The organism is Sulfurimonas sp. HSL3-1 (assembly GCF_039645995.1).
GTDB lineage: Bacteria > Campylobacterota > Campylobacteria > Campylobacterales > Sulfurimonadaceae > Thiomicrolovo > Thiomicrolovo diazotrophicus.
On record NZ_CP147920.1, the window covers coordinates 165,966 to 192,319 of the forward strand.

24 protein-coding genes are annotated in these 26,354 nt (G+C 56.7%); 22 read left to right on the forward strand and 2 right to left on the reverse strand.

Annotated features, from left to right (window positions below):
- The first annotated feature begins 18 nt into the window (after positions 1–18).
- Entirely contained in the window at positions 19–312 is a 294-nt protein-coding gene (locus WCY31_RS00905) for a hypothetical protein (protein WP_345972822.1), read from the forward strand.
- Positions 313–316: 4 nt separating this feature from the next.
- Positions 317–790, forward strand: coding sequence for an AMIN domain-containing protein (locus tag WCY31_RS00910; RefSeq protein ID WP_345972823.1), 474 nt, complete (start codon positions 317–319; stop codon positions 788–790).
- 35 nt (positions 791–825) lie between these two features.
- Here the strand turns inward: WCY31_RS00910 and metH are convergent, their stop codons facing one another.
- Positions 826–4,317, reverse strand: coding sequence for a methionine synthase (gene metH / locus WCY31_RS00915; RefSeq protein WP_345972824.1), 3,492 nt, complete (start codon positions 4,315–4,317; stop codon positions 826–828).
- Positions 4,318–4,481: 164 nt separating this feature from the next.
- Here metH and WCY31_RS00920 point away from each other — a divergent pair, with 164 nt between their 5' ends.
- Positions 4,482–7,046, forward strand: coding sequence for an ABC transporter substrate-binding protein (locus tag WCY31_RS00920; RefSeq protein WP_345970345.1), 2,565 nt, complete (start codon positions 4,482–4,484; stop codon positions 7,044–7,046).
- Between the two features lie 2 nt (positions 7,047–7,048).
- On the opposite strand, the gene WCY31_RS00925 is transcribed toward WCY31_RS00920, so the two are convergent.
- Positions 7,049–7,177 (reverse strand): hypothetical protein, encoded by a 129-nt coding sequence (locus tag WCY31_RS00925; RefSeq protein ID WP_345970346.1) that lies wholly within the window; start codon positions 7,175–7,177, stop codon positions 7,049–7,051.
- Between the two features lie 182 nt (positions 7,178–7,359).
- Between WCY31_RS00925 and WCY31_RS00930 the strand changes: the two genes are divergently transcribed.
- The 19 genes from WCY31_RS00930 to WCY31_RS01020 all read left to right on the forward strand — a co-directional run bounded on the left by WCY31_RS00930 (position 7,360) and on the right by WCY31_RS01020 (position 26,349).
- The gene (locus WCY31_RS00930; protein ID WP_345970347.1) at positions 7,360–7,911 is read left to right on the forward strand and encodes a DUF507 family protein; all 552 of its coding nucleotides are present in this window, start codon (positions 7,360–7,362) and stop codon (positions 7,909–7,911) included.
- On the forward strand, positions 7,908–9,035 hold the full coding sequence (gene carA, locus WCY31_RS00935; RefSeq protein ID WP_345970348.1) for a glutamine-hydrolyzing carbamoyl-phosphate synthase small subunit: 1,128 nt from the start codon (positions 7,908–7,910) through the stop codon (positions 9,033–9,035). Before WCY31_RS00930 ends, carA begins: the two co-directional genes overlap by 4 nt.
- Positions 9,036–9,285: 250 nt before the next feature.
- The gene (locus tag WCY31_RS00940; protein WP_345970349.1) at positions 9,286–10,059 is read left to right on the forward strand and encodes a sulfite exporter TauE/SafE family protein; all 774 of its coding nucleotides are present in this window, start codon (positions 9,286–9,288) and stop codon (positions 10,057–10,059) included.
- A 223-nt stretch (positions 10,060–10,282) separates the two neighbouring features.
- On the forward strand, positions 10,283–11,761 hold the full coding sequence (ccoN, locus tag WCY31_RS00945) for a cytochrome-c oxidase, cbb3-type subunit I (RefSeq protein ID WP_345970350.1): 1,479 nt from the start codon (positions 10,283–10,285) through the stop codon (positions 11,759–11,761).
- Positions 11,762–11,778: 17 nt separating this feature from the next.
- Complete coding sequence (gene ccoO / locus WCY31_RS00950; protein ID WP_345970351.1) at positions 11,779–12,471, forward strand: cytochrome-c oxidase, cbb3-type subunit II; 693 nt, start codon at positions 11,779–11,781, stop codon at positions 12,469–12,471.
- Positions 12,472–12,482: 11 nt separating this feature from the next.
- The gene (locus WCY31_RS00955) at positions 12,483–12,698 is read left to right on the forward strand and encodes a cytochrome c oxidase, cbb3-type, CcoQ subunit (protein ID WP_231019724.1); all 216 of its coding nucleotides are present in this window, start codon (positions 12,483–12,485) and stop codon (positions 12,696–12,698) included.
- A complete protein-coding gene (locus tag WCY31_RS00960; protein WP_345970352.1) occupies positions 12,699–13,616 on the forward strand; it encodes a c-type cytochrome in 918 nt (305 codons plus the stop codon).
- A 10-nt stretch (positions 13,617–13,626) separates the two neighbouring features.
- Positions 13,627–13,839 (forward strand): DUF4006 family protein, encoded by a 213-nt coding sequence (locus WCY31_RS00965; protein ID WP_231019726.1) that lies wholly within the window; start codon positions 13,627–13,629, stop codon positions 13,837–13,839.
- A gap of 124 nt (positions 13,840–13,963) precedes the next feature.
- The gene (locus tag WCY31_RS00970; RefSeq protein WP_345970353.1) at positions 13,964–14,665 is read left to right on the forward strand and encodes a 3-dehydroquinate dehydratase; all 702 of its coding nucleotides are present in this window, start codon (positions 13,964–13,966) and stop codon (positions 14,663–14,665) included.
- Positions 14,655–15,161: a FixH family protein gene (locus tag WCY31_RS00975; protein WP_345970354.1), complete on the forward strand. Its 507-nt coding sequence runs from the start codon at positions 14,655–14,657 to the stop codon at positions 15,159–15,161. Before WCY31_RS00970 ends, WCY31_RS00975 begins: the two co-directional genes overlap by 11 nt.
- A gap of 66 nt (positions 15,162–15,227) precedes the next feature.
- Entirely contained in the window at positions 15,228–17,564 is a 2,337-nt protein-coding gene (locus WCY31_RS00980; RefSeq protein ID WP_345970355.1) for a PD-(D/E)XK nuclease family protein, read from the forward strand.
- Positions 17,561–20,275: a RecB-like helicase gene (locus WCY31_RS00985; protein ID WP_345972825.1), complete on the forward strand. Its 2,715-nt coding sequence runs from the start codon at positions 17,561–17,563 to the stop codon at positions 20,273–20,275. Before WCY31_RS00980 ends, WCY31_RS00985 begins: the two co-directional genes overlap by 4 nt.
- A gap of 83 nt (positions 20,276–20,358) precedes the next feature.
- Positions 20,359–20,781: a 50S ribosomal protein L13 gene (gene rplM / locus WCY31_RS00990; protein ID WP_231019735.1), complete on the forward strand. Its 423-nt coding sequence runs from the start codon at positions 20,359–20,361 to the stop codon at positions 20,779–20,781.
- Between the two features lie 12 nt (positions 20,782–20,793).
- Positions 20,794–21,183, forward strand: a complete 390-nt coding sequence (gene rpsI, locus WCY31_RS00995) for a 30S ribosomal protein S9 (protein WP_231019738.1) — start codon at positions 20,794–20,796, stop codon at positions 21,181–21,183.
- Positions 21,184–21,337: 154 nt separating this feature from the next.
- Positions 21,338–22,657: an OprD family outer membrane porin gene (locus WCY31_RS01000; RefSeq protein ID WP_345970358.1), complete on the forward strand. Its 1,320-nt coding sequence runs from the start codon at positions 21,338–21,340 to the stop codon at positions 22,655–22,657.
- Positions 22,658–22,680: 23 nt separating this feature from the next.
- Entirely contained in the window at positions 22,681–23,427 is a 747-nt protein-coding gene (locus WCY31_RS01005; RefSeq protein ID WP_345970360.1) for a carbonic anhydrase family protein, read from the forward strand.
- A gap of 68 nt (positions 23,428–23,495) precedes the next feature.
- A complete protein-coding gene (locus tag WCY31_RS01010) occupies positions 23,496–25,001 on the forward strand; it encodes a peptide-binding protein (protein WP_345970362.1) in 1,506 nt (501 codons plus the stop codon).
- A complete protein-coding gene (locus WCY31_RS01015) occupies positions 25,002–25,655 on the forward strand; it encodes an HAD family hydrolase (RefSeq protein ID WP_345970364.1) in 654 nt (217 codons plus the stop codon). It begins immediately after the preceding gene.
- 136 nt (positions 25,656–25,791) lie between these two features.
- Positions 25,792–26,349, forward strand: a complete 558-nt coding sequence (locus WCY31_RS01020) for a pyruvate flavodoxin oxidoreductase subunit gamma (protein WP_231019746.1) — start codon at positions 25,792–25,794, stop codon at positions 26,347–26,349.
- Positions 26,350–26,354 lie beyond the last annotated feature (5 nt).

Sequence of the window (26,354 nt, forward strand, 5' to 3'; positions counted from 1 at the left end):
CTGCGGCACTGCCTGCCTATGAAGTCCGCTGACACATCCCCCGAAGAAAACGATGTTGCGTCATCCGCACCCGACATCATAGAACAGTATCTCGGATTCAAGACCAGACATTTTCTGCTTGCGCTGGCGGGGGTCGTCATCGGCGCATTTTACCTCAGCAACCTTCTTTTCGGCAACGCCTCGCTTGAAGTCCTGCTCCAGCTGGAGAACTATGAAGGGCATCTGACCAGTGAAATTGCAAGATTGAAGCAAGAAAATGCCACACTGCAAAAAGAGTATTTCGAACTCAAAGAGCTTGAACCATCGGAGTAAATGCGTGAAATTTTTCCTGATCTTGTTAACAATAACGGCTGCAACCCTGCTGACTGCAAGGGATAACCCCTTTTTGCCGTCACCTTCATCGCCGGAACCGCTCCCGTCGAAAATAAAAGAAACACCGGTCAAAGAGACAGTGGTTAAAGAAGCGCCTGTGAAAGAAACGCATTCCCTGGCGACACAGACCGTGAATTTTCAGCAGGCCCGCTTTCTCTTTTCGGAAGGAAACGTGCGTATTGAAAGCCGTGACAAGCTCGCAAAGCACTTTGTCATCCGTAAGCCGATGCGCATTATTCTCGATTTTGAGGCGAATGCCGACTTCCCGACACGCAAGCGCGAGGTAAATGTCGCGCCATTCAAAGAGATCCGAATGGGCATGCATCCGGGCTATTACCGTATCGTTATCGAGTTGGAGAAGCGTGCCGACTATAGCATCGAACCGTCCAAATACGGGTACACTCTGACCCTGAAGTAACAGGCGTCGAAAGTTACAGAAGCCGCACAGCCACCCTACACGTTATAGTACGTCGCTTCTTTGTGATGAACGACGATGGCGGACGTCGACTGTTCCGGGTGGATCTGGAAAGTCTCGCTCAGTTCAATTCTGAACTCCTCCGGCTTCAGCAGGTCGAAGAGCGGGCGGTTGAGCTCCAGGTCCGGGCAGGCGGGGTAGCCGAAGCTGTAGCGCGCTCCCTGGTAGCGGTTCATGCGGACATCGGCGAGGGTCGGTCCTTCATCGTCGGCAATGTTGAGATCGAGCCGGATCTGCTTGTGGGCGATCTCGGCAAGGGCCTCGGCCAGTTCCACTCCCAGGCCGTGTACCTGGTAGTATTCATTGTATTTCCCCGCATCATAGAGCTCTTTTTCATAGGTACTCAGACGGCTGCCGGCACTGACGCAGGTGAGCGCGACGACGTCATGGCGGTCGTGGCGGAAGAAGTCGCTGAGTGCGCGGTGCGGCTGTTTGCGCTGGCGCGGAAAGGTAAAGGCGCATTCGGCATCACCGATGATCTGCTCCAGGGGTTCGCGACTGGCGTCAGCATCGCGGTGCCACCCCTCCGTTTCCGGGAAGACGAGCAGGGTGTTGTCGTCGGAACGGGCCGGCCAGTAGCCATAGAGGATGGTCGGCTCAAAGAGGCCTTCGTCCAGGAAGAGCGCCTTGAGCTTTTCGTATGCCGGCCAGACAAGCTCGTCGAGCTGTTTCTCGTAGGCATCTTTCTTCATGCCCTTTGAATTGTATCCCCAGCGCTGTTTGAAGAGGATCTTGTGGTTGATCCACTCGAACGCCATCGCCTTCTGCGCCTCGGTCAGCTTCAGCTCACGCCGCCCCCAGAAGGGCGGTGTCGGTACGCGGACGTCCCGCGAGGGCATTTTCAGCTCCTTAAACGGCGGGATGACGACCTCTTTCTTCTCGGCATCCTCGACGATTTCCGGGGCATTCGGGTGGAGGTTGGTGTCCAGGTTGCCCGCTTCGATGCGGCTCATCGCCGTGACACCGTCAAAGGCATCCTTGCAGTAGAAGATCGGGCCGTCGTAGCTGGGGCGGCAGAAATCTTCGATAAAACTGCGTGTGAGCGCCGCACCGCCCAGCAGGATGGGGACGGTGATCCCCGCCGCTTTCAGCGCCTCGAGGTTCTCTTTCATCACCTGGGTCGATTTGACGAGCAGGCCGCTCATGCCGATGGCGCTGGCACTGCTCTCTTGCAGGGTCTTGATGAAGTTGTCCAGTTCGACCTTGATTCCGAGGTTGATCACCTTGTAGCCGTTGTTGGTGAGGATGATGTCGACGAGGTTCTTGCCGACGTCGTGTACGTCCCCTTTGACGGTCCCCAGCACCAGGGTCGTATCGACGGCCTTGTCGACTTTGGGCAGGTAGGGGTTGAGGTGGTCAACGGCGGTTTTCATCGTCTCGGCGCTCTGCAGCACGAAGGGGAGCTGCATCTGTCCCGAACCGAAAAGCTCGCCGACGACCTTCATGGCGTCAATGAGAATCTCATTGACGATCTTTTCCGGGGCGATCTCGCTCCTTGCCGCTTCGACAAGGGGGATCATCCGCTCCTTGTCACCGTCGAGCAGGAGCTTCGCAATCTTCTCTTCGGTACCGAGTGCGTTGTAAGCTTCATCCTCCGCCGCACTGTCGACGGCTTCTCTGTTGCCGAAATGGTCGATGAAATCGAACAGCGCCTGTCCCTCCGGCTTCTTGTCGAAGAGGAGGTTCTCGCACGCTTCGAGGTCCTCGTCACTGATCTTCGCCATCGGGATGATGTGCTTGACGTTGATGATGACGGAGGTGAGCCCCGCTTCGATACAGTGGTGCAGGAAAACGGAGTTGAGGTAGGGGCGGGCATCTTTGTCCAGGCCGAAGGAGATGTTCGAAAGCCCCAGGATCGCCCCGACCTCCGGGTGGCGGGTGCGGAGTTCGCGGATCGCCTCGATCGTCTGGACGGCCGCATCGCGGTACTCCTCGTCCCCGCTGCCCACGGTGAAGGTCAGGACGTCGAAGACGAGGTCTTCTGGGTTGAGACCGTGCTTCTCCGTCGCAAGGGAGTAGATACGCTCGGCGACCTCGAGTTTGCGCGCGACCGTTTTGGCCATCCCCTCTTCGTCGATCGTCAGACAGACGAGGGCGGCCCCGTACTTTTTCGCCAGCGAACAGACGGTATCGAACTTCTCGATCCCGTCTTCGAGGTTGACGGAGTTGATGATCGGCTTGCCCCCGATCAGTTTGAGCGCTTCTTCGAGTGCCGGGGTCTGGGTGGAGTCGGGCATCAGCGGCAACGGGATCTTCTGGGCGTAGAGGCCCATCACCTTGTTCATGTCCTTTGTTTCGTCGCGGCCGGCGAAACCGACGGAGACGTCGAGGACGTGGGCCCCGGCGCGCACCTGCTGCTGTCCGACGCTCAGCGTACCTTCATAGTCCTCATCGAGGAGGAGTTCCCGGAACGCTTTGGAACCGGTGGCGTTGGAGCGTTCGCCCACCAGCAGCGGCGCGGGCTCCTGCATCAGCGGAACGGCGTTGAAGAGCGAGGCGAGCGAGGTCGGCTGGGAACCGGAGGGCGCCTTGGGCGCAGTGGCGTGCACCCGCTCACAGAGCGCTTTGATATGCTGCGGCGTCGTCCCGCAGCAGCCGCCGAGGAAACTAACCCCGTCATAAGCGAGGAAGCTCTCCTGGCGATCGGCGAACTCGTCGGGCCCCATCGGGTAGTAGGTGTAGCCGCCGCGGTTCTGCGGAAGGCCGGCATTGGCATGGATGGAGATGGGTTTGCCCCAGACGTCGCTTAGCGCTTTGACGTGTTTGGTGTACTGTTCCGGGCCGGTGCCGCAGTTGAAGCCCAAAGAGAGGATGTCAAAGGGTTCCATAATGACGGCGAGGGTCTGGGCGTCGGTGCCGATAAGCATGGTACCGGCCAGTTCGATGGTCCCCGAGACCATGACGGGGAGGTCGGTGCCGCGCGACGCGTTGGCCGCCTCGCAGGCGTGCAGGGCCGCCTTGATCTGCAGCGGATCCTGGCAGGTCTCGAGCAGGAACACGTCGCAGCCGCCGTCAATAAGCCCCTGGGCGCACTCGGTGTAGCCTGCAAGCATCTCGTCGTAGTGGATGTGTCCCAGCGAGGGGAGTTTCGTGCCCGGACCGATGGAACCCAGCACATAGCGTGGGTGTTCGGGGGTGCTAAAGGTGTCGCACACCTCTTTAACGCGCTGCGCCCCGGCCTTGGAGAGTTCATAGGCGCGGTGCCCGATGCCGTACTCGTCCAGGACCCAGGAGAAAGCGCCGAAGGTGTTGGTGGTGATCATGTCGGCACCGGCGTTCAGGTAGGCGTGGAAGATGTCGCGCATGATCTCGGGGGCGGTGACGTTGAGAAGTTCGTTGCACCCCTCGTTGCCTTCCCACGCCGCTTCGGGGATCTGGTCATGGCGCTGTTGCAGTTGCGTACCCATGGCGCCGTCAATGATAAGCGGCCGCCGTTTGATGGTCTCTAAAATAGCGTTTTTTACGGACATGATCTGCTTTTTTTCTGCTTATTTTATCGCAGAGGAGCATAAAAGCGGATGAGATATGACGGCCAGCTTTTTCACCTAAAAGACGCTTTTTGAAACAAAATCACAAATAGCCATACACTATTCTAAACATTGACCTGTTAAAATTGTTGAAAAAAAGGTAATGCATGCGCCTTCGTGCGGTTTTGCTGGTGTTCCTGTTCTTGTCGCTGTCGCTGCGGGCGCATGAAGCGCGCAATGAGCACGTCGTGCTGCAGCTGCAGTGGCTGCCCCAGTTCCAGTTTGCCGGATACTATGTTGCCAAGGAAAAAGGGTTTTATGCCGACGCCGGCCTCGACGTCGAGATCCGCGTCATGAAACCGGAAACGGATGTGGAGCAGGAGGTGCTGAGCGGCCGGGCGCAGTATGGGACGGGAAGGACATCGCTCCTGGTCAAGTATGAGAGCGGTGCACCGCTTGTAGCGATGGCGGCCATTTTCCAAAGTTCGCCGATGATGCTTCTGGTGCGGGAGGATTCGGGCATCCGTACGATCAAGGACCTGCGCGGCAAGCGGGTAATGATGACCAGCGATGTCCAGACGGCGGCATCGGTCCAGGCGATGCTTCGCAATGCAGGCATGAAGGAAGAGGACCTCGTGCTCATTGACCATACCTTTGACCCGTTGTCGCTCGAGCAGAATGAAACGGATGCGATGGCGGCGTACTCCTCCAATGAGCCCTATGTCCTTGCGCAGCGCGGTATCAAGACCTTCGCGATCGATCCGAAAGTTTCGGGATTTGATTTTTACAACGACATTCTTTTCACCTCCCAGGCGGAACTGAAGCAGTATCCCGAACGCGTCAAACGCTTTTATGAGGCGAGTTTGAAAGGGTGGCGCTACGCCTTCGCCCATATCGATGAGACGGGGGAGATGCTTTTCGAGAAATACAACATTCAGCATAAAAGCCTTGATGCGCTGCGTTTCGAAGGGGAAGCCCTCAAGACGTACGCCCTGAAAGACGATACGCCGCTGGGGGATCTGAGCATCGAGCGCCTCAAAGCGATCTATCAGGCGTATATGCTGCTGGGGTACATTAAGGGCAGCCGGGATATCGGCGCCTTCGTCTATCACCCGGAGCGGCTGCGGCTTACGGCAGAGGAACAGGCGTGGCTCGGGCAGCATCCCATCCTCCGCGTCGGCGTGGACCCGGTGTGGCCGCCGATCGAGTTCATGTCGCGAAAGGGGGTGTACGGCGGGGTCTCTTACGGGTTTATGCGGCGTGTCGCGGAAAAACTGGGGGTGCGCATCGAAGCGGCGCCGAAAAAAAGCTGGCAGGAGGTCGACGAGGCGCTGAATGCGCGGGAGCTGGATGTCGCCGCCGCCATCATGGCCGTGCCGGAGCGGCACGCCTATATGAACTTTACCCGCCCCTACCTGACCCTGCCGATGGTGATCATCGGCGGCGAATCGTTCCAGTATGTCGGGGATCTGACGGTACTGAAGGGTAAGCGCGTTGCCGTGGTGAAGGATGATGCAGCCGATATCTTTTTAAAGCGCGATTTCCCACAGATCCAGCGGATCCAGACGAAAAATCTTCCCGACGCACTGCGGATGGTCGCCTTCGGACGGGCCGATGTCGCGGTGGATGCGCTGGCCGTCGCCAGCTACGTGATCGCGAAGGAGGGGTTGAACAACCTGCGTATCGTCGGACAGACGCCCTACGACTACGAGATCGCGATGGGTATCCGCAGCGACTGGCCCGAACTGCAGGCGCTGATGCAGCGCGCCATTGACAGTATCGGGGACGAGGAGCGCGAGGCGATTTACCGCCAGTGGGTACCGACGGTCTACAAACACCAGTTTGATTACGCCCTGCTGTGGAAGATACTGGGGGTCCTGGCCGTGATCGCGCTGCTGTTCGGCTACAAGTACATCCGTCTCGATGAACTTGTAAGACGCCGTACCCGTGAACTGACGGAGCTCAATGCCACGCTGAATGAGCGGGTCGAAGAGGCGGTGGGCGAAAACCGGGACAAAGAGCGGTTGATGATACAGCAGGCGAAAATGGCGACCATAGGGGAGATGATCGAATCCATCGCCCACCAGTGGCGTCAGCCGCTCAATGTCATGGGAATAGGCATTGCCAACCTCGACCTCAAACGTCAGCTGGGAAAGGTCGACGACGAGGAGGTCGACAGGCTGATCGATATCGTGCACCGCCAGGTGGACTACATGTCCCAGACCATCGACGACTTCCGCAACTTTTTCAAAAAAGACAAACAGCTCGAAACGGTCCGGCTGCGACCCCTGGTCGATGAGGTGCTCGGGCTGGTGATCCCCGCGTTGGAACAGAAGAAGATCGACGTGGAGGTTAATGTGCCGGAGCGGATCGAAGCGGAACTCTACCCCAACGAACTCAAGCAGGTGATCCTCAACCTTGTCAGCAACGCCAAAGACGTGCTCCTGCAGCACGGGCCCGAAGCGAAAAAGATCAGGATCACGGGAGAAGAGAGGAACGGGGATGTCCTGCTCTTTATCGCGGACAACGGCGGCGGCGTGCCGGAGGAGATCATGGAGAAGATCTTCGACCCCTATTTTACGACCAAGTTCGAGTCGCAGGGGACGGGGATAGGGCTCTATATGTCGAAAATCATTACGGAGAAAAACCTCAAAGGGCAGATTGCGGTCGAAAACAGGGACGGCGGCGCGGAGTTCGTCATCCGGTTGCCCAAAAGGCAGAAGAGGGCGTAACCCTAGCGGCGTCTGCAGTCGCCGTCAACCATCCAGGCAGTCGATGCTGCTCGACAGAGGCGTTTGAGCTTGGCCTGTTCGGCGGGCGTAAGGTTGCGTTCGGTGTCATCGTTTTTGTGACTGTAAATCATGGACTCTCCTTTATGCATGCAGGGTGCTGTGCACCCAAAGGACATCATAGTGCAGTCGCGTTAATGCGGCGTAACGGGAACGTCGCGCGTTCTAACCTCATTGTAATCGAATACCCGCTAAAATAGCGAAAAAATCTGGGTGCACGTTCCTGTGAAACGGGGCGCCCGCAAGGGTATGGGCTATGAAAGTGACACTCGCGCAGATACCGCATCTCGCCAACCGCGTCGCCGTCGAGCTGGCACGCAGCGGACTGGTGACGATGACGCAGGGGATGGACCCTATTGTCGCCGAAGCGAAAAAGATACTTGAAGAGAGCGTAAAGCAGGAAGCAGCCCTCGAAGCGCGCGTCAAGGAGATCGTCAACGACAACGAGGACGAGATCGACTTTTACCAGGCGGATGACCGCCAGCTCTTCTTTATGATCAAGAAGAAGCTTGCACCCGAATACGGGGTCATCCTCTCCTATGAAGACCGCTTTTCGGACCTGGCACACAAGATCCTCGATGCGATCTACGAAGAAGACCTGATGAACTACGACGTCAGCGAAAACCGGCTCAAGAACATCATCTATGACGCGATCACTTCCTTTATCGCGGACAACGACGAGATCGAGCGCGCGGTGAACGAGAAGATGAAGTCGTTCCAGAAACAGCTCATCCCGGGCACGGATGAGTATGAACTGCGGTTTGAAAAACTCTACCGCGAAGAGCTGACCCGGAGGGGGCTTGTATGAAAACAGCATGGATCTATCTTGAGAACGGCACCTATTTCGAAGCAATGAGCTTCGGCGCCGAGACGACGGCGGTCGGCGAAATCGTCTTCAATACGTCGATGAGCGGCTACCAGGAGATCGCGACGGACCCCTCCTACGCCGGACAGTTCGTCACCTTCACGATGCCCGAGATCGGCAACGTCGGTGCGAATGCCGAAGATATGGAGAGCACGGCAGCCCATGCAAAAGGGATCATCGTACGCCAGTACCAGCCGCGCTACTCCAACTTCCGCGCCGAGGAGTCACTCGATGCGCTGTTGAAGCGCCACGGCGTCATGGGCATCTGCGATATCGACACCCGCTACCTCACGAAGATGCTGCGTACCGAAGGGGCGATGATGATGGTCGCCTCCACCGAGATCAGCGACAAGGCCGAACTCAAGAAGGTGCTGGAGAACTCCCCGCGCATCGAAGAGGTGAACTACATCGAGCAGGTCAGCACCAAAGAGGCCTACAAGCATACGAACGGCACCTATGACGCGGTTAATTTCCGCTACAACGACGCCCCCGAAACACAGGCGCGCATCGTCGCGATGGACTTCGGCGTCAAGCGCAACATCCTCAATGAACTGACCCAGGCGGGGATGGCCGTCGAAGTCGTGCCCAATGCAACCTCTGCCGAGACGCTGATCGCGCGCTACGAGGCCAAAGAGATCGACGGCGTTTTCCTCTCCAACGGGCCGGGGGATCCGCTGGTATTGAAAAAGGAGCAGGAGACGATCAAGCAGCTGATCGCGCACAAAGTGCCGATGTTCGGGATCTGCCTCGGGCATCAGCTGCTCTCCATCTCCCACGGTTATGACACCTTCAAGCTCCGGTTCGGCCACCACGGCGGCAACCACCCGGTGAAAAACGTCAAAACGGGCATGGTCGAGATCACGGCGCAGAACCATAACTATAACGTGCCCGAAAACATCACCGAGATCGCTTCGGTGACGCATACGAACCTCTTTGACAGCACGATCGAGGGGCTGCGCTACAACGACGCTCCGATCTTTTCGGTGCAGCACCACCCCGAAGCGAGCCCGGGACCGAAAGACAGCGAATACGTCTTCGGCGAATTCCTCGCGCTGATGCAGCGCTGATTTAATATTCCGGTAACGCATCTGGGTTATACTCAGATACAACAGGATTTGAACAAGGCAAAAAGCACCAAAACAAGGGAACCGCTCGCGTAGCGATGTTTCTTTAGGGGGTGCGCGGGCACCATAGAGGTACTTCTTCCGGTCGCCTGCTGCCGAAGCATGTAGCGGAGCGAAATTCCGCAGCGTAGCGAGGACAGACAAAACCAAGCGTGAGCAAAAGGGCTTTGCTCCTTTGCCGTATGGAGTGACAGTGACATCAATCGAGTGGACGGCTATTATCACCTTCGCCCTGCTGGGCTCTATCGGCCACTGCATCGGCATGTGCGGCGGCTTTATCGTTACCTACACAACCGCAAAGATCAAACCCCGCTTCTCCAAGACCCAGAGCGCTTTTTACCACTTCCTCTATAATATCGGGCGTATTACGACCTATACGCTCTTCGGTGCGCTGTTCGGGTATTTCGGATCGTTCTGGGACGTCAGCCCCCTGACGCGCTCCATCATGTATGCTGTGGCGGGGGTAATGATGATCCTGATGGGACTCTCTTTTGCCGGAAAGCTTAAATTTCTGACCTCCATCGAAGTGCCGATTACGAACTACAGCTGGTTCAAGCGGGTCTTTACGGCGCAGCTGACGTCGGCCATGCCAATGAGTTTCTATATTCTGGGGATTCTGAACGGCCTCTTCCCCTGCGGCCTGGTCTACACGATGCTCGTGACGGCGACAACGACGCAGTCGGCACTCTACGGCGCGGCGGTGATGGCGATCTTCGGGCTCTTTACGATCCCGACGCTCTTCTCCTTCGCCTACGTCGTCGGCTTCTTCTCCCAGACGAAATTCCGTAGCGTCATGATCCAGCTCGCCGCCGTGACGGTCATCGCGTTCGGCGGCTGGACACTGATGAAAGCATACCTGCAGTTCGAGACGTGGTACAATGCACCGGATAATGGTCTGCATAACGGGATTTCGCGGGGCGACACCCCTCCTCAGCGCCTTGAAATGATAATCAAAACTATAAGCTGATACGATTTTACCCATGAAGATGAAATTAAACTTAAAAATTTAGTTAAACTATCAATATCTCTCACATTTTAAAAAATTTAAGATTCATTAAATATTTCCGCTGTTAATATGATGGGGTCAAATAGTCTCGGAAAGGGAGCATCTGCAAAGCCGTAAGCGTGCTTTTGGTTTTGCAGGTGCCCGTCCGGGACCTTTTACGCTTTGAAATCTAAGGAGGCTTGTAATGGAAAATCGTCCATTGGAGTACGACTATACAATTGCCAAATTGTGGATGTTTATGACAATTGTATTGGGTATTGTCGGAATGCTGATCGGTGTCATCTTGGCATGGGAACTGGCATTTCCGAGTGTGAACCTGATTGCCGGGGAAGGGCTGGCTGAGTTTACGAACTTCAGCCGTCTGCGCCCGCTGCATACAGATGCAGTCATTTTCGGGTTTACGGTTAGCGGTATCATGGCGACGTGGTTCTACGTCGGCCAGCGTGTACTGAAGGTGTCTATGGCAGAATCGAAGTTCTTGATGGTAACAGCAAAACTTCAGTTCGCCCTCTATCTTCTCGCGGTCGTTGCGATCGTCGGTTCACTGCTTTTGGGAATCACGACGTCAAAAGAGTATGCAGAGTTTGAATGGCCGATCGACATTCTGATCGTTGTTATCTGGGTTCTGTTCGGTATTCAGATCTTCGGTCTCATCGGTATCCGCCGTGAGAAATCACTTTATATCTCTGTCTGGTACTACATCGCAACTTTCCTCGGTATCGCTATGCTTTACCTCTTCAACAATATGGAAGTTCCGACGGCGCTGGTCTCCGGTGCGGGTGCATGGTACCACTCTGTTTCCATGTATGCTGGTACGAATGACGCTCTTGTTCAGTGGTGGTACGGTCACAACGCCGTTGCCTTCGGGTTCACGGTTCCTATCGTTGCAATGATCTACTACTTCCTCCCGAAAGAGTCCGGCCAGGCGGTTTATTCCTATAAGCTCTCCCTGCTCGCATTCTGGGGTCTGATGTTCGTTTACCTCTGGGCCGGCGGTCACCACCTGCTCTTCTCTACGGTACCTGACTGGATGCAGACAATGGGTTCTGTCTTCTCTGTCGTCCTGATTCTGCCGTCTTGGGGTTCTGCGATCAACATGCTGCTTACTATGAAAGGTGAGTGGAACCAGGTTGCGACCAACCCGCTGATTAAGTTCATGGTTCTTGCGTCTACGTTCTACATGTTCTCTACGCTCGAAGGTCCGATCCAGGCGATCAAATCTGTTAACGCACTGGCGCACTTTACTGACTGGATTGTCGGTCACGTACACGACGGTGTTCTTGGTTGGGTCTCCTTCATGATCATTGCAGCACTCCTGCACATGGCACCGCGTGTTTATAAGCGCGAGATCTACTCCAAGTCTCTGATGAACACGCAGTTCTGGATCCAGACACTGGGTGTTGTCCTGTACTTTACTTCTATGTGGATTGCGGGTATTACGCAGGGTATGATGTGGCGTGCACACGATGAGTTCGGTAACCTCGCTTACTCTTTCATCGATACCGTTACAGTCCTGCACCCGTACTACACGATCCGTGCTGTAGGTGGTACACTCTACTTCCTCGGTATGTTCATGTGGGCATGGAATATGTACAAAACTGCGACTGCCGGCCGCCGTGTTGAAGAGAGCGAACTGCAAAGCGCTTCGCCGATGGCAGCGTAAGAAAGAAGGAGGGAAATATGTTTCACTGGTTAGAAAAGCATCCGTTCTTTTTTGCGGTAGCCGTTTTTGTCACAATTGCGTTTGCAGGTCTCATTGAGAATCTGCCGAACTTTGCGGAGGCTTCCCAGCCGACGATCGGTACGAAACCGTACTCGACGTTGGAATTGGCAGGCCGCCATGTTTATATCAAGAACAGCTGTAATGCATGTCACTCTCAGCTGATTCGTCCGTTTAAATCCGAGACAGACCGCTACGGTCACTACTCCCTCAGCGGTGAGTATGCGTATGACCGTCCGTTCCTCTGGGGTTCCAAACGTACCGGTCCGGACCTGATGCGTGTCGGTAACTACCGTACGACTGACTGGCACGAAAACCATATGAAAGATCCTGCAGCGATCGTTCCGGGTTCCATCATGCCGGCGTACCGCTGGATGTTCAAAAACCTGGCGGATATCGACACCGCTTATGCGGAGCAGGTCACGGTCAACAAGGTGTTCAACGTACCTTATAACAAGCCGATCCCGATGACAGACGGCGGTACGGCAACGGTCAAACTGGCCGGTTCACTTGACGGTGCGAAAGCCGATGCGCTTGCCGAGGCTAAGATGATTGCAGCAGACATGAAAGATCAGGATGTCAAAGATATGGTCGCCAACGGCCAGGTTCCTGAAATTGTTGCGCTGATTGCATATCTGAACAGCCTGAAGTAAGGACGTAGCGCGTGGATGTCAACACCTTTTCGGCGTATGCCTACTTCTTCTTTACGGTGTTCCTGGTGGTGGTGCTATATAGCTACATCTACCACCTCTATAGCAGCGAAAAGAAAGGGCGTCGCAACTACGAGAAGTATGGTGATATGGCGCTCAATGACGATATTACCGATAATCCGGTAGAAAGCGTCTCGGAAAACGAAGAGACGAAAAAAGAGGAGGCATAAATGAATAAGCTGTATATTTTAGGTGCCCTGTTCATTGTGATCCTGCTGGGAATCACATGGCAGATGGCCGGGGGCATTCTCGGCGGCAAGGACTATATGGGTGCACTGGCGCTTCTGGGTGCGGCAGCAACGGCGATCATCGCGGTTGTTGTGGTTACCAAGTACATTCGCCAAATGCAGATGGACACCGCTTCTGGTGAACTGGCAGAAGAGAACTGGGACGGCATCGGCGAGTACAAGAACGAACTGCCGTTCGGCTGGGCGATCATCTTCGCCGGCCTGGTCATCTGGGCGGTCTGGTACTTTGTTGCCGGCTACCCGGTCAACGCCTATTCACAGATTGGTGAATACAATGAAGAAGTGGCAACGCATGACGCGGAATTCAACGCGAAATACGCTGACATGGACGCTGATACAAAAGTTGAGATGGGGAACTCGGTCTTTATCGTTCAGTGTGCTCCGTGTCACGGTCTCGCGGCAGACGGTATCGACGGCAAAGCGGCGAACCTGAACCAGCGTCTTGAAGTCACTACGGTCAAATACGTTATCGAGAACGGTTCTAACAACCAACTGCTCGGTACGGAAATGCCGATGCCGGATCGCAACGGCCTGTTCAATGCGAACACGGGTGCGCTGATCACGGATGCGGAGATCGACACGGTTTCCAAATACGTTGCTAACGGCATGAAAGGCGCTGGCGCTGATATCTTTGCCGGTGCATGTGCGGCATGCCACGGTGCGGACGGTATGGGTCAGCCTTACGTTGCGCCGAGCGTTGCAGCATTTACACCGGAACTGGTTGTCAATGTTCTGAACCACGGTAAGAAGGGTGCGATCGGTGCAATGCCGGCCTTTGCCAACCTGACCGACATTCAGAAAGAAGCGCTGGGTGCATACGTTACCAGCCTGAGCAAATAAGGAGCGAGAAATGGAGAATACAAATAGAGGTGTTTTCGCGCTTGACGGCGTCACCGGTATGCTCATCGCAACGGTCCTGCTCCTGGGCATCCTGGTCTATCTTACGATGATGGCACTGGGCGCACAGCAGGCCAACGCGGACAAGTTCTACAAAATCGAGAACGAGAAGTCGATCCAGATGATCAACAAAGATAACGCGGCAAAACGCGTTTTGGTTAACTAAGAGGAGGGGTAAATGAAAATTGATATGAACTTTATCATCACGGCGCTGCTGGTTGTCAGCGCTGCCGTTACCCTTTGGGCGGTACTGACACCGAACCACCTTTTCGTCGGTTAAGGAAACTTAATTGACCTTTCCAAGAGGGCTGGCGGCCCTCATCCTCACGCTAATCACTTCCCTGAGTCTCCATGCGAATTTTTTATATAAAGACGATGTCGTCCACAACGATCTTTTTGCCAAGCAGATTGAAGCCTATGGTGACGAGCTCTACGCGAAAACCGGTATAGCGCTCTATCTGGTCATGTTGCACGATCTGGAGGAAAACCAGACGATTGCCGATCTGAAAAACATACTTGCTGACGAGCTTCAGGAGCCGTTTGTTGTTTTGGCTTTTGTTGAAGAGCGTAAAGATGTCGAGATTTTCGCACAACCGTCGTCATTATATAAGGATTTCAACCGCAAGCAGGTTCTCAGCCCCAACGCGACATTCGCAGATGCGCTGATCAGTGCCGTGATGTTCGCCCGCAGCTGGGAAAATTACAATGAAATCATGGACAACTACGGCGGTACGATCCTGCCGATTCTTGGCCAGAAAACGAAAGGCGTGGATACGGTCAAAAAGTACTCCGTCGCGATGTACAACGGCTATGCGGATATCGCAGACCAGATCGCCGAGACCCGCAACGTAGAGCTTAGTACTTCCGCAGGAAACGAAGGTAAGATATTTCTTGATCTTTTGCGTTTAGTCTTTTATGGCATCATTCTGTACGCACTTATAATCTTTATAAGAAACAAGATGAGAAAAAGGAAACAGACTGATGAGCAGTAACCCCGGGAGAAAATGGCCTTGGATCGTTGTCGGAGGCATTATGTGTGTCGTGGGACTGAGCTACTGGACGGTGAAGAAAGCGCTTGACAATCCGGTACAGTTGAGCGATCTCGATATGCAGGACTACCGTCACTTTGAACATGATGCCAATGCGATCATCCGCAACAAAATCGCCTTTGACAAGAAGTATGAACTCACCTATGTGACGGAGACATTCAAAGCCGACGGCGCTGTCGTCAAGTTCAAGCTGCTGACACGCGACGGGACGCCCGTGGATGACGCGAATGTCACGCTGCGTCTGACCCGTCCGGGCACCCATGAGTATGACATGACCGTTGCCATGGGGACGGTCGAGGGCGGCATCTACACCTTCGAGACGGTCACGCTGCCCAAAGAGGGGCGTTGGGACATCCTCGCCCAGGTCAATATCGGTGACGACAAGCGTTACTTGAACCTCAAAGCCGATACCCGCTACCCCAACGTCTTCGAATACTGACACCGGGTCATCTTTTCCCCTTTTTCAGAACGGTAGCGCTATACTCCTCTTTAAAAAGGGGAGCCTGTGACGACGGTACTGCCGACATCCCGCGCCATCAGGGAACAGCTGCTGGAGCTGCGCTCCCAGAACACCCTTTTGCAGCGTTTCATGACGATGGGCGAACTGATGTCGAGAGCGGTCGTCGTCGACGGTTTCGGGAACGTCGATCCGGACACCCGGACCCTGACGCTGCTTGAAGCCGCGGACTTCGACGCCTTCTCCGAACTCAAAATCGAGCGCAACTTCTTTACCTTCACCCGTAACGCCGCCTACCTTTTCCGCTTTTTCGAAGAGCTCTCCGGGGAACTTGTCGATATCGACGCCCTTGACAGCGCGGACACCTACGGGGATTTCGCCGAACATATCGCCATCCTGAAACTGTTGCGCGAGCGCTATCGGCTGCTCTGCTTCGAGCGCAAGATCCTCGACCGCATCTTCGTGCCGGAGCTCTACCGGCTGAACCGTTCGTGGGTAGCGGCGCAGGGTGCCATGGCGGTGCTTGCCGAGGGGTATTTGACGAATTTCGAGCTGCAACTCCTGCGGGAGATCGCCGCGCTGGTGCCGCTGACGCTGCGTTTTGATGCGACGCCCTATAACGGGAAAATGCAGCAGAAGCTCGCCGAGCTCGGCGTGGAGACGGCGGAGGGCCACCAGTATCTGATCGATCTCGCTTCCCTGTCGATCGTGGAGACGGTGCCGCTGCAGCATGAGGCGAGGATCAAGGCAATGCCGCTCTCCGAGCGGATTCTGCAGTCGGCTTTTATCAAGCAGAAAGTGTACGAGATGATTTCGGAGGGGATCGTGCCGGAGCGGATCGCCGTCGTGCTGCCGGACGAGGGGTTTGTCCCTTTGCTGCGGGGTTTCGATGCGGAAGGGAATTTCAACTTCGCGATGGGCGAGGGGGTACAGGAGAGCCTCTTCGTGCGGCGCTGCGAGGCGCTGATGGCCTTTGCCGAACACCCCGGCGTCGAGAACACGATGCGGCTCGAGCGGCTTTTCGGGGAGGGGTACCGCGCCATGATCTCACTGTATGCCGAAGGGTGCGATAGCGACCGCTTCACGGAGGTGACCGAGGCGCTGCTCGAGGGCGAATCAGACACGGTCGGCGGCATCGTGCGCGAAGAGCGTTTCTATTTCGAGCGGCTGATCCCGCAGCTGGGGGAGAGTTCGCTGCGCTCGCTGTTGCACCTCTTTATCAACCGGCTGCGGGGCAGGAGCCTGGACGACGTACGCGGGGGGAAGGTGACCGTGATGGGCGTGCTGGAAACGAGGGGCTGCCGATTCGACGGGGTGATCATCGTCGATTTTAATGACGCCTACGTGCCCCACCGCAGCGACAAGGATCTCTTCATCAACTCCCTGGTGCGGGGACGGGCGGGGCTTCCGACGACGGGGGAGCGCGAAGCGCTGCAGAAACAGTTCTATTACCAACTGATCTCCCGCGCCAAACGGGTGGAGATCAGCTACGTCTCCAACGAGACGACCCTGCCGAGCCGGTTCCTCAAAGAGATGGGAATAGAGACGGAGCGCCTCTACGCGGACGATGCCTGGGCGGAGATTCTCTTCACCCGCACGCCGAAGCGTTCGCTGCCGGTCGAGGCGGTCGAAGCCGATTACGATTTTGCCGCCCGGCCGCTCTCCGCTACGGCGCTGAAAACCTTCCTGGAGTGCCGCCGCCGCTTCTACCACCGTTATGTCGCCGCGGTTGCACCCCACGAGCTGCCGCGGGAGATGCCCGAGGAGCATGCGATCGGCAATGCGCTGCACAACGCCCTGCGCGACGTCTATGCAGAGCATGAGGCTTTCAGCGATGCCAAAACGCTCAAGGCGGCTGTCGCCCAGGCCCTGGCAGCGCACAGCGGCAGCACGCCGCTGGAACGCTTTCTGGAGCAGCTGTGGCTCAAAAAGCTGGAACCGTTTTTCGAACGGGAGATCAACCGCTTCGCCGAGGTGCGCGTCAAGGCGTGCGAGACGAAACTGACGATGGAATACGGCGGGCTGACGCTTGAAGGGCGGATCGACCGTATCGACCACGGGCCGGAGGGGTTGGAGGTGCTCGACTATAAAAGCGGGAAGTACCCCCTCTATACGGTCAAAACCGTCGAGAATGCAACGGATTTCCAACTGGAGTTCTATGCCCTGCTGTCCGAGCAGCAGGGCGAGGTCGCCTACGCGGGGTACTATGACCTGAACAGCGGGGAGATCATCTGTGACCCGTTGCACGGCCGCAAGCGCGAACTGCTTCATGAGCACCTGGCGGAGCTCCGGGAGACGAAACGCTTCAGTTTCGATATGACCGACGAGCTCTCCGCCTGCCGCTTTTGCGACTATGCCCATCTTTGCCAAAGGGAGATGCAGTGAGCGGTTTTGTTCCTTTCCAGGCCCTGATGGCCAGTGCCGGCAGCGGGAAGACCTTCAGCCTTGTTGTGCGCTACCTCAGCCTCCTCTTTATGGGGGAGAGCCCCGACGAGATCGTTGCACTGACTTTTACGAACAAGGCGGCCAACGAGATGCAGGAGCGTCTGATCGAGGCGCTGACGCATTTGCACGAGCGCGATGAACTGAAAGAGATCGCGGCGCTCTGCGGCGCGGACGAGACGGCAATCCTGCAGCGGCGTCCCGAGGTATTGAAGCGGCTCCTGGCCGCCGACACAAAGGTGATGACGATTGACAGTTTCTTCGCGCGGATTCTGCGGAAATTCGCCCTGCACGCGGGGATCATGCCGAACTTCGGCACCTTCGAGGCGCAGCATGAACTGAAGGTGATGGCGCGTTTTCTGAAACTCTGCGAGATCGAGGGGAAGGAGAGTACCCTCGTCGCGATGGCACAGATTAGCGCAAAACGGGTCAGCGATATCTTCGGCCTCCTCGACGCCCTTTACGCCAAGGCGCCGCAGCTGCGACACCTACAGTTCGAGGCGGCGGCGATGGCTCCGCACGAGGCGCGGGCGATGGCGCTGCATGCGCAGCTGGTCGCACGGTTTGAGGGCAAGTCGCTGAGCGACCGGGGGCGCAAGGCGCTGGAGGCGGAGAGCGTCGAGGCGCTGATCGGCAAAACCTGGACGGCCAAAGCGTCCTTGGAGTACTGGGACTTCAAAAAGCACTATGATCCGCAGATGGACGTGCTGCTTCGGCAGCTGCAGGGGGCGCTTCGGGGCTATATGCAGGCCAAAGAGCAGACCTTCTTCGCCCATCTCTTTGAACTGCTCGATCTCTATAAGAGTGCGAAGCTCACCGTGGCCAAAGAGGACAATGAGCTCAGCTTCGACGACATCACGGCCCTGGTCTACTACCTGCTTGGGGAACGCATCGACCGGGAGTTCCTCTATTTCCGCCTTGACAGCCACATCTCCCACCTGCTGCTCGACGAGTTTCAGGACACCTCTGTCTTGCAGTTTGAGATTTTGCAGCCGCTCGTGGAGGAGATGGTCTCGGGCAGCGGGGTGCGCGAACACCACTCCTTCTTTCTCGTCGGGGACGTCAAGCAGTCCATTTACCGTTTTCGCGGCGGTACCAAGGAGCTGTTCGGGGCGGTGACGGAGCGCTACGGACTCACGGTCGACTCGCTGCGGACGAACTGGCGCAGCAGCGTGAACGTCGTCACCTTCGTCAACGACACCTTCCGCGGTCGCATCGACGGCTACGAGGATCAGCTCACCAAGCCGGGGGCACGCCCGGGCTATGTGGAGATCGTCGAGGACGAAACGCCGCTGGAGGGGATGACCGCCTTCGTCGAGCGGCTGCTGGCCCTCGGGGCCGCCCCCGGGGAGATCGCCGTACTGACGGCGACGAACAAGGACGGTGGTGCCGTACAGGAGACGCTCAATGCCCGGCAGATCGACGTCGTCACGGAAACGACCTCGCGGCTGATCGCGCAGCGGCGGGTCCGCGCGGTGATCGAATACCTCAAATACTGCTATTTCGACGCGGAGATCTACGCCCGAAACTTCTGCGCTCTGGCCGATATCGCGGTGCAGCCGCTGCCGCGCCCCATACGCGCCTTTGACGCACCGGCGGAGGCGGTACGGGAGGTGATCACCCGCTTCGGCCTCTTCGACGGGGATCTGAACATCGTCCGTTTCCTGGAGGTACTGGAGCGCTTCCGTGACCTGGAGGCCTTTTTGTTCGAGCATGAGCGCATCGATACGAAGGCCGTCACCCAGGAGCGCGAGGGGGTGCGGGTGCTGACGGTGCACAAATCGAAGGGGCTTGAGTACCCCTATGTTGTCGTGCTGGACCGGCTGGGGCGCAAAAAAGCGGACACGGCCCCGATCCTCTACGCCTACGAGGGGGTGGAGCTGCGCACGCTCTATCTGCGCCAGAGCAAACGGGCCGAGTTCGACCCCGCGTACGCCGCGGCATTGGAGCGCGAAGCCGCCCTGGCGGACGATGACGCCCTCAATGCCCTCTACGTCGCGTTTACCCGGGCCCGGGAGAACCTCTATGTCGTGCGCAAACCCAAAGAGTCGATGTTCGAGCGGCTCGGCCTCTCGTCGATGACGTTGGGAACGGAGGGCGTACTGGCCGCAGCACCGGCACTGCCGGAGGCGCCGAGGGATATCCCCTATCAAGCGCTGGCTCTCGGACGGCAGACGGAGGTCGTCACCGCCGAAAAGGCGGCTGTCGCAGAGGAGCCCTTCGCCGTCACCTTCGGGCTGGCGATGCATTACGCGCTGGAGATGATGGCCGCCTTCGAGATTGAGGACCTGGCAGCGGCGATGACTGCCGTCACTAACCGCTACGGCGCGCTGCTCGATGCCGGCGTTTTCGAGACGATCCGCGGGAGGCTGACGCGCCTGCTGGGCGATGAAACCTTCCGCCGTCTCGTCGAGGGGGAGATCGCCAGGGAGCAGCCGCTGATGTATGAGGGGGAGCTGCGCTACCTCGACCTGCTGGTGCGCCAGGAGGAGCGCTGGGTCGTTATCGATTATAAAAGCGCGCGCCGCTATGAGTCGGAGCACCGCGAGCAGGTCGGTTTTTATGTCAAGGCGGTCCGGGCGATCACGGAGATGCCGGTCGAAGGGTACCTCTGTTATGTGTTGGAAGAGGGGGTGGAGATCGTTCGGGTTTGACCCTTATACATAACTTAAATTCAGCAAATTATAAGTTTAAACGGGTATACTTTCGCACTTTTATATTCACTAAGGGTCGCAAGATGAAATTTACGAAAATTGCATCGCCTGAGCAGATCGAGCGCAACTGGGTGCTGATCGACGCTGAAGGCAAAACATTCGGCCGTCTGATCACGGAAGTCGCGACGCGCCTCCGCGGTAAAGACAAGCCATATTTCACACCGAACGTTGACTGCGGCGACTTCGTCGTCATCATCAACGCTTCCAAAGCGAAGTTCAACGGTGCGGGCAAAGTCGCAAACAAAGAGTATTTCACGCACAGCGGTTACTTCGGTAGCACAAAGAGCGTCAAGATGACCGAGCTTCTCGAGAAGAACCCGGAAAAACTCTACAAGCTGGCTACACGCGGTATGCTTCCGAAAACGAAGCTCGGCCGTGCAATGCTGAAAAAACTCAAAGTCTATGCAGGCGAGGAACATCCTCACACTGCACAGATCGCTAAGTAAGGATACTGAATCATGGCAAAAACATACGCAACTGGACGCCGCAAGTCTTCCATCGCAAAAGTATGGCTGACGCCGGGTACGGGCAAGATTACCGTAAACGGTCTCTCCCTTGATGCCTGGCTGGGCGGTCTCGAAGCAAAAAAACTGCGTGTCAAGCAGCCGCTGGCAATGACGAAGCAGGACAGCTCTGTCGATATCGTCGCCACAACACTCGGCGGCGGCTTCGGCGGCCAGGCCGACGCGCTTCGCCACGGGATCTCCCGTGCCCTCGTCAAATACGACGAGACTTTCCGTGCGGTCCTCAAACCGGCGGGTATGATGACACGTGACTCCCGCGTCGTCGAACGTAAGAAACCGGGTAAACGCAAAGCACGCCGTTCACCGCAGTTCTCCAAGCGTTAACGCTTTTTTCTGCTCCCTTCGGGGCAGACTTCATCTTCCTGTACTTTCCTTCACAAAACATTCAACTTTATTTATTTTTCTTTCTTCGCCCGTTTCGTTAGAATCTGCGCACTTTTTTTTCAAGGCTTGGGTATTGAAATATCTAATAAGTGGCATGATGGCCCTTTCGGCGTCGCTGATAGCGGCAGACAACACTGTCGCGGCGTGGTTCGCGGACGGCAAGGCATACGGCGATATCCGCTACTACTACATCGAGACGGATAAGGATAACGGCGCAGGCACGACCTCTTCGGCGCACGCCAACACGATCGGCGGGGAGCTCGGTTACGAAACGGCGGAGCTGTACGGTCTGAAGATGGGGGCGACCTTCATGACGACCAACCCTTTCGCGCTTCCCAATGCGGTCGATACCTCCATTATCGGCAAGGACAACGGCGTGCGCGGTGCCGCGGACCCGGCAAAGGGCTTTTCCGTCTTGGGGGAGGCCTACCTGCAGTACAGCCGCGGGCCGATGACGCTCTGGTACGGCCGTAAAAAGTACAACACGCCGCTCATCCACGCCAAGGTGGTCCGGCTGCTTCCGTCGACGGTGCAGGGGGGGATGGCCGCGGCAACGCTGGGCGGAGCAACGCTCAGCATCGGTTACCTCGACCGTTTCAAACAGCGCACCTCCAATGATTTCGTCAATATCATCGAACACGCCCTCGGTGCGGACACCGAGACGGTGACAGGGCACACTGCCGGCTACGTGGCACCGCTGAGTATCGTCTACAGCGGCTACGACGCGAAGCTTGAGGCGTATAACTACTGCAGTCCCGACTTCATGAATGCCCTCTACGTCGGCGCGGGCTATACGTATGCGCTGGGAACGAGCGGAGCACTCCTGGACGTGGGGGCGCAGTACATCAACCAGCAGAGCATCGGAAACGCCGCGGACAACCTTGAAAGCAACACGTCTATTACCGGCGGGAAAAAGCTGAACAGCAATGCCTTCGGCTTCAAGGCGACGCTCTCCCACCACGAGGGGAGTTTCTTCGTCGCTTACACGAAAGTACTCCGCAGTGCGGGCGACCATGACTCGCTCGTGCTTCCCTGGGACGGCACGCCGCTCTTTACGAACATGATCACCTCCAACGACCTCTTCCAGTCGCTCTACGGCAGCGCATTCCAGGCCGACAGCGCCTATATCGGCGGGACCCAGGGAATCAAACTCGCTTATGCGCAGGGATTCGACTTTACGGGCATCAGCGGTTTCAAGGCGACGGTCAGCTGGGCACAGTTCAGTAACAACCGCCCCGGGTATGACAAGGACCAGCAGGACATCAACGCCGTGCTGGCTTACAAGCGCGATGCCTTTTCTCTGGCGCTCAAGGGGATCTGGGTCAGCAACAACACCGGAGCATCCAAGGACGGCACCGTCAGTCAGCTTGACAACCTGACCCAATACCGCGTGATCGCGAACTACACCTTCTAACGTCATCATAAAAAGGAGAAGAAATGACACTCAAAACATTGGCACAATCACTGGTCGCGGCGGCACTGATCGCTACGGCCTCCTCTGCGGCGGAACATGAATCGAAAGCGCACCACGAAGCGCACTGGGACTACGCGGAAAACGGTCCGGCCCACTGGGAAGAGTTCAGCAAGACCTGCGGCATCGGGCATCACCAGTCTCCGATCAACATCGTTCCCGGCAAATCCATCGCCCTGAACCCGCAGTATGTGCTCCACCTGGATGAGGATATCCATACGACGGCGGATATCATCGACAACGGCCACTCCATCAAGGTCACGCCGAAAGCCGGGGGAATGATTGAGCTGGGCGGCGAGAAGTTCCGTCTGCTGCAGTTCCACTTCCACGGCAAGAGCGAGCACACCGTCGACGGCAAGCGCTACGACATGGTCGCGCACATGGTCCACCAGAACCCGGAAACGAAGCAGCTGGCCGTGGTCGCCGTCTTCTTCACCGAGGGCAAAAACAACTCGATGCTTGACAACATCATCGGCAACGTCGGCCGCGAGGCCCGTATCGACCCGCAGGATCTGCTGCCGGCAGATACCGCGCACTACTTCCACTACATCGGCTCCCTGACGACGCCGCCGTGTTCGGAGAACGTACAGTGGTACCTGTTGAAGACGCCGGTCGAGGCCTCCAAAGATCAGATCGACGCGTTCCGCAAATATTACGTGGACAACGAACGTCCCGTCCAGGAACTTTTCGACCGCTCCATCGAGGCGAACTAAGCCTGATTCGCCTCCTTTCGGGGAGGCAGCACCCCTTGTTCTAATCTCCGCTTCTGTACAATGGCGCCATGCGCATTTTTTACCTGCTGATCTTACCGCTCTTCCTGGCCGCGTCGACCCTGCACCTGGCGACCTCCTCCAACCCCGCACGCCTGAACCCGATCATTGCGACGGATACGGCCAGCAGCGAGATCGCCGGCTTTATCTTCAACGGCCTGGTGAAGTTTGATAAAGACGGCAAGGAGATCATCGGCGATCTCGCCGAATCCTACCGTTTCGAGGATAACCGTACCGTCGTTTTCAAACTGCGCCGCGGCGTCAAGTGGCAGGACGGCGCCCCCTTTAGTTCCGATGATGTCGTTTTTACCTACAACATCATCAACGATCCCTCCGTCGTCTCCCCCTACACCTCGACCTTCCGCATGGTGGAGTCGGTCACGACACCCGATGCCTATACGGTGAAAGTGCGTTACAAACAGCCTTATTTTAAAGCGCTGGAGACCTGGATGATGGGAATCCTGCCAGCACACCTGCTCAAGGATGAGAAGAACCTGATGAGCAGCGCGTTCAATCTGAATCCGGTCGGTACGGGGCCGTACCGCCTGAGCAAGCTCGAGTTTTCAAAGCAGATCGAACTGACGGCATTCGATGATTACTTTGAGCACCGTCCAAAGATCGACCGAATCGCTTTTCACGTCATTCCCGACCCGACAACGCGTTTTTTGATGCTCAAGGCGGGGCAGATCGATCTGAGCGGGCTTGAAGCGATGCAGTACGAGCGGCAGCTGAATGCGGCTTTTTTCAAGCGCTTCCGTCCCATCGAAGAAATTTCGCACAGCTATACCTACCTGGGCTTCAACCTTAGGCTGAAGAAGTTCAAGGACCCGCGGGTACGCCGGGCGCTCTCCCTGGCCATCGACCGGCAGGCGATGGTCGATATCCTTTTTATGGGGCACGGCAGGGCCTGTACGGGCCCGTTCCTGCCCGGCGGTCCGGCCTTCAACCCCGAAGTGCCCATTCCGCAGCCGGACCTTGAAGCGGCCAAAGCACTGCTCAAAGCGGCGGGTTATGACGACGCCCATCCGCTCACCTTTGAAATCGCGACCTCCAACGCCACACCGGTCCGCCCCTATGCGGCCGAGATCATCCAGCACCAGCTCTCCAAGATCGGGGTAAAGGTGACGCTGCGCATCATGGAGTGGCAGGCCTTTTTGAACATGGTCGTTTTCCCGCGGGAGTTCGAGACGGTCCTGCTGGGGTGGGCGCTCTCCCTGACCCCCGATCCCTACCTGCTGTGGCACTCCGATAACGACAAGCCCGGCGCTTTCAATTTTATCGGCTACCACAACCGTGACGTGGACAGCCTGATCGAACGGATGCAGCAGACGGTGGAGCGGGACCGGCTTTCAACGATCTGGCAGCGCCTCTTCAAACTGATCACCGATGACGATCCCTACCTTTTCCTCTACATTCCCGACGAGATTATCGTGGTTGACAGGCGGATCCATCCGATCGAGCCGGCGCTGGAGGGAATCTGGCACAACTACATCGATTGGGAAATGGCACCGGAGTGAATGATGACGATTCTTTTTGACCTGGACGGTACGCTGATCGATTCGACCGAAGCGATCCTCGAGAGCTTTCACCGCACCTTTGACGTCCTGGGGGGCGAGCACCCTTCTGACGCCGAGATCAAGGCGCTGATAGGGCACACGCTGGATGACATGTACCTGCGTGTCGGGATCGCCCCCGAGGCGGTAGAGGTGTATGTCCGAACCTACAAAGAGCACTATCGCCGCATCTCAACGCTTAAAACGGTGCTGCTGCCGCAGGCGCGTGAAGCGATCGAAGCCGCTTCGGCCGTCGCGCGGCTGGGGATCGTCACGACAAAGACCGGGCTCTACTCCCGGGAGCTGATGGAACATTTCGGGGTGATGGACGCCTTCGAGGTGCTGATCGGCCGGGAGGACGTGACCCATGCCAAACCGCACCCCGAACCGGTGTTGACGGCGCTGGAACGGATGGGGGGCGATCCGGCCCGCAGTTGGCTCATCGGAGACACCCGTCTGGATGCGGAAGCGGCACGCCGGGCCGGGGTGAGTTGCGTCGGTGTTTTAAGCGGATATGATAACGAAGAGCAATTACGCTTATTAACGCCGTTTATAGAAAAAAATGCCCTTGAAGCGGTCCGATACATCGCAAACAAGGGGAGAAACGTAACGTTTTGACACCCTTTTTTTCTCTTCAAAAATGAAAAGCTGTATTTAAGAGCAACTGGTTTAGAATACCCGATATCTGAGAATAGTCATCATAAGTTAGTAGTATTATGCATATACTGTTCTTAAATCTACCCGAGGAGAAACCATGCTCGAAATCAGATGGCACAGCCGTGCGGGACAAGGTGCTGTAACCGGCGCCAAAGGACTGGCGGATGTTGTTTCCACGACCGGAAAGCATGTACAGGCCTTCGCCTTTTATGGCTCTGCGAAGCGCGGGGCGGCTATGACCGCCTATAACCGCGTTGACGACCATGAAATTCTTAATCATGAAAAATATATGAACCCCGACTTCGTCTTCGTTATCGACCCGGCATTGGTCTATACGACAGACGTGACAATCAACGACAAGCCGGAGACGGTCTACATCATTACAACCCATATGAGCACGGAAGACCTGGTGGCATCCCAGCCCAAGCTCGACGGGAAAAAAGTTTACACTGTCGACTGTATCAAGATCGCTCAGGAAACGATCGGCCGTGCAATTCCGAATACACCGATGCTCGGTGCTTTCATGAAGATTTCCGGCATGTACGACATTGAGTTTTTCAAGGACAGTATGAAACGCATTCTTGCCAAGCTGCCGCCGAAAATCGTTGATGCGAACATGGACGCGATCCAGCGTGCCTACGACGAAGTGAAATAAGGAGA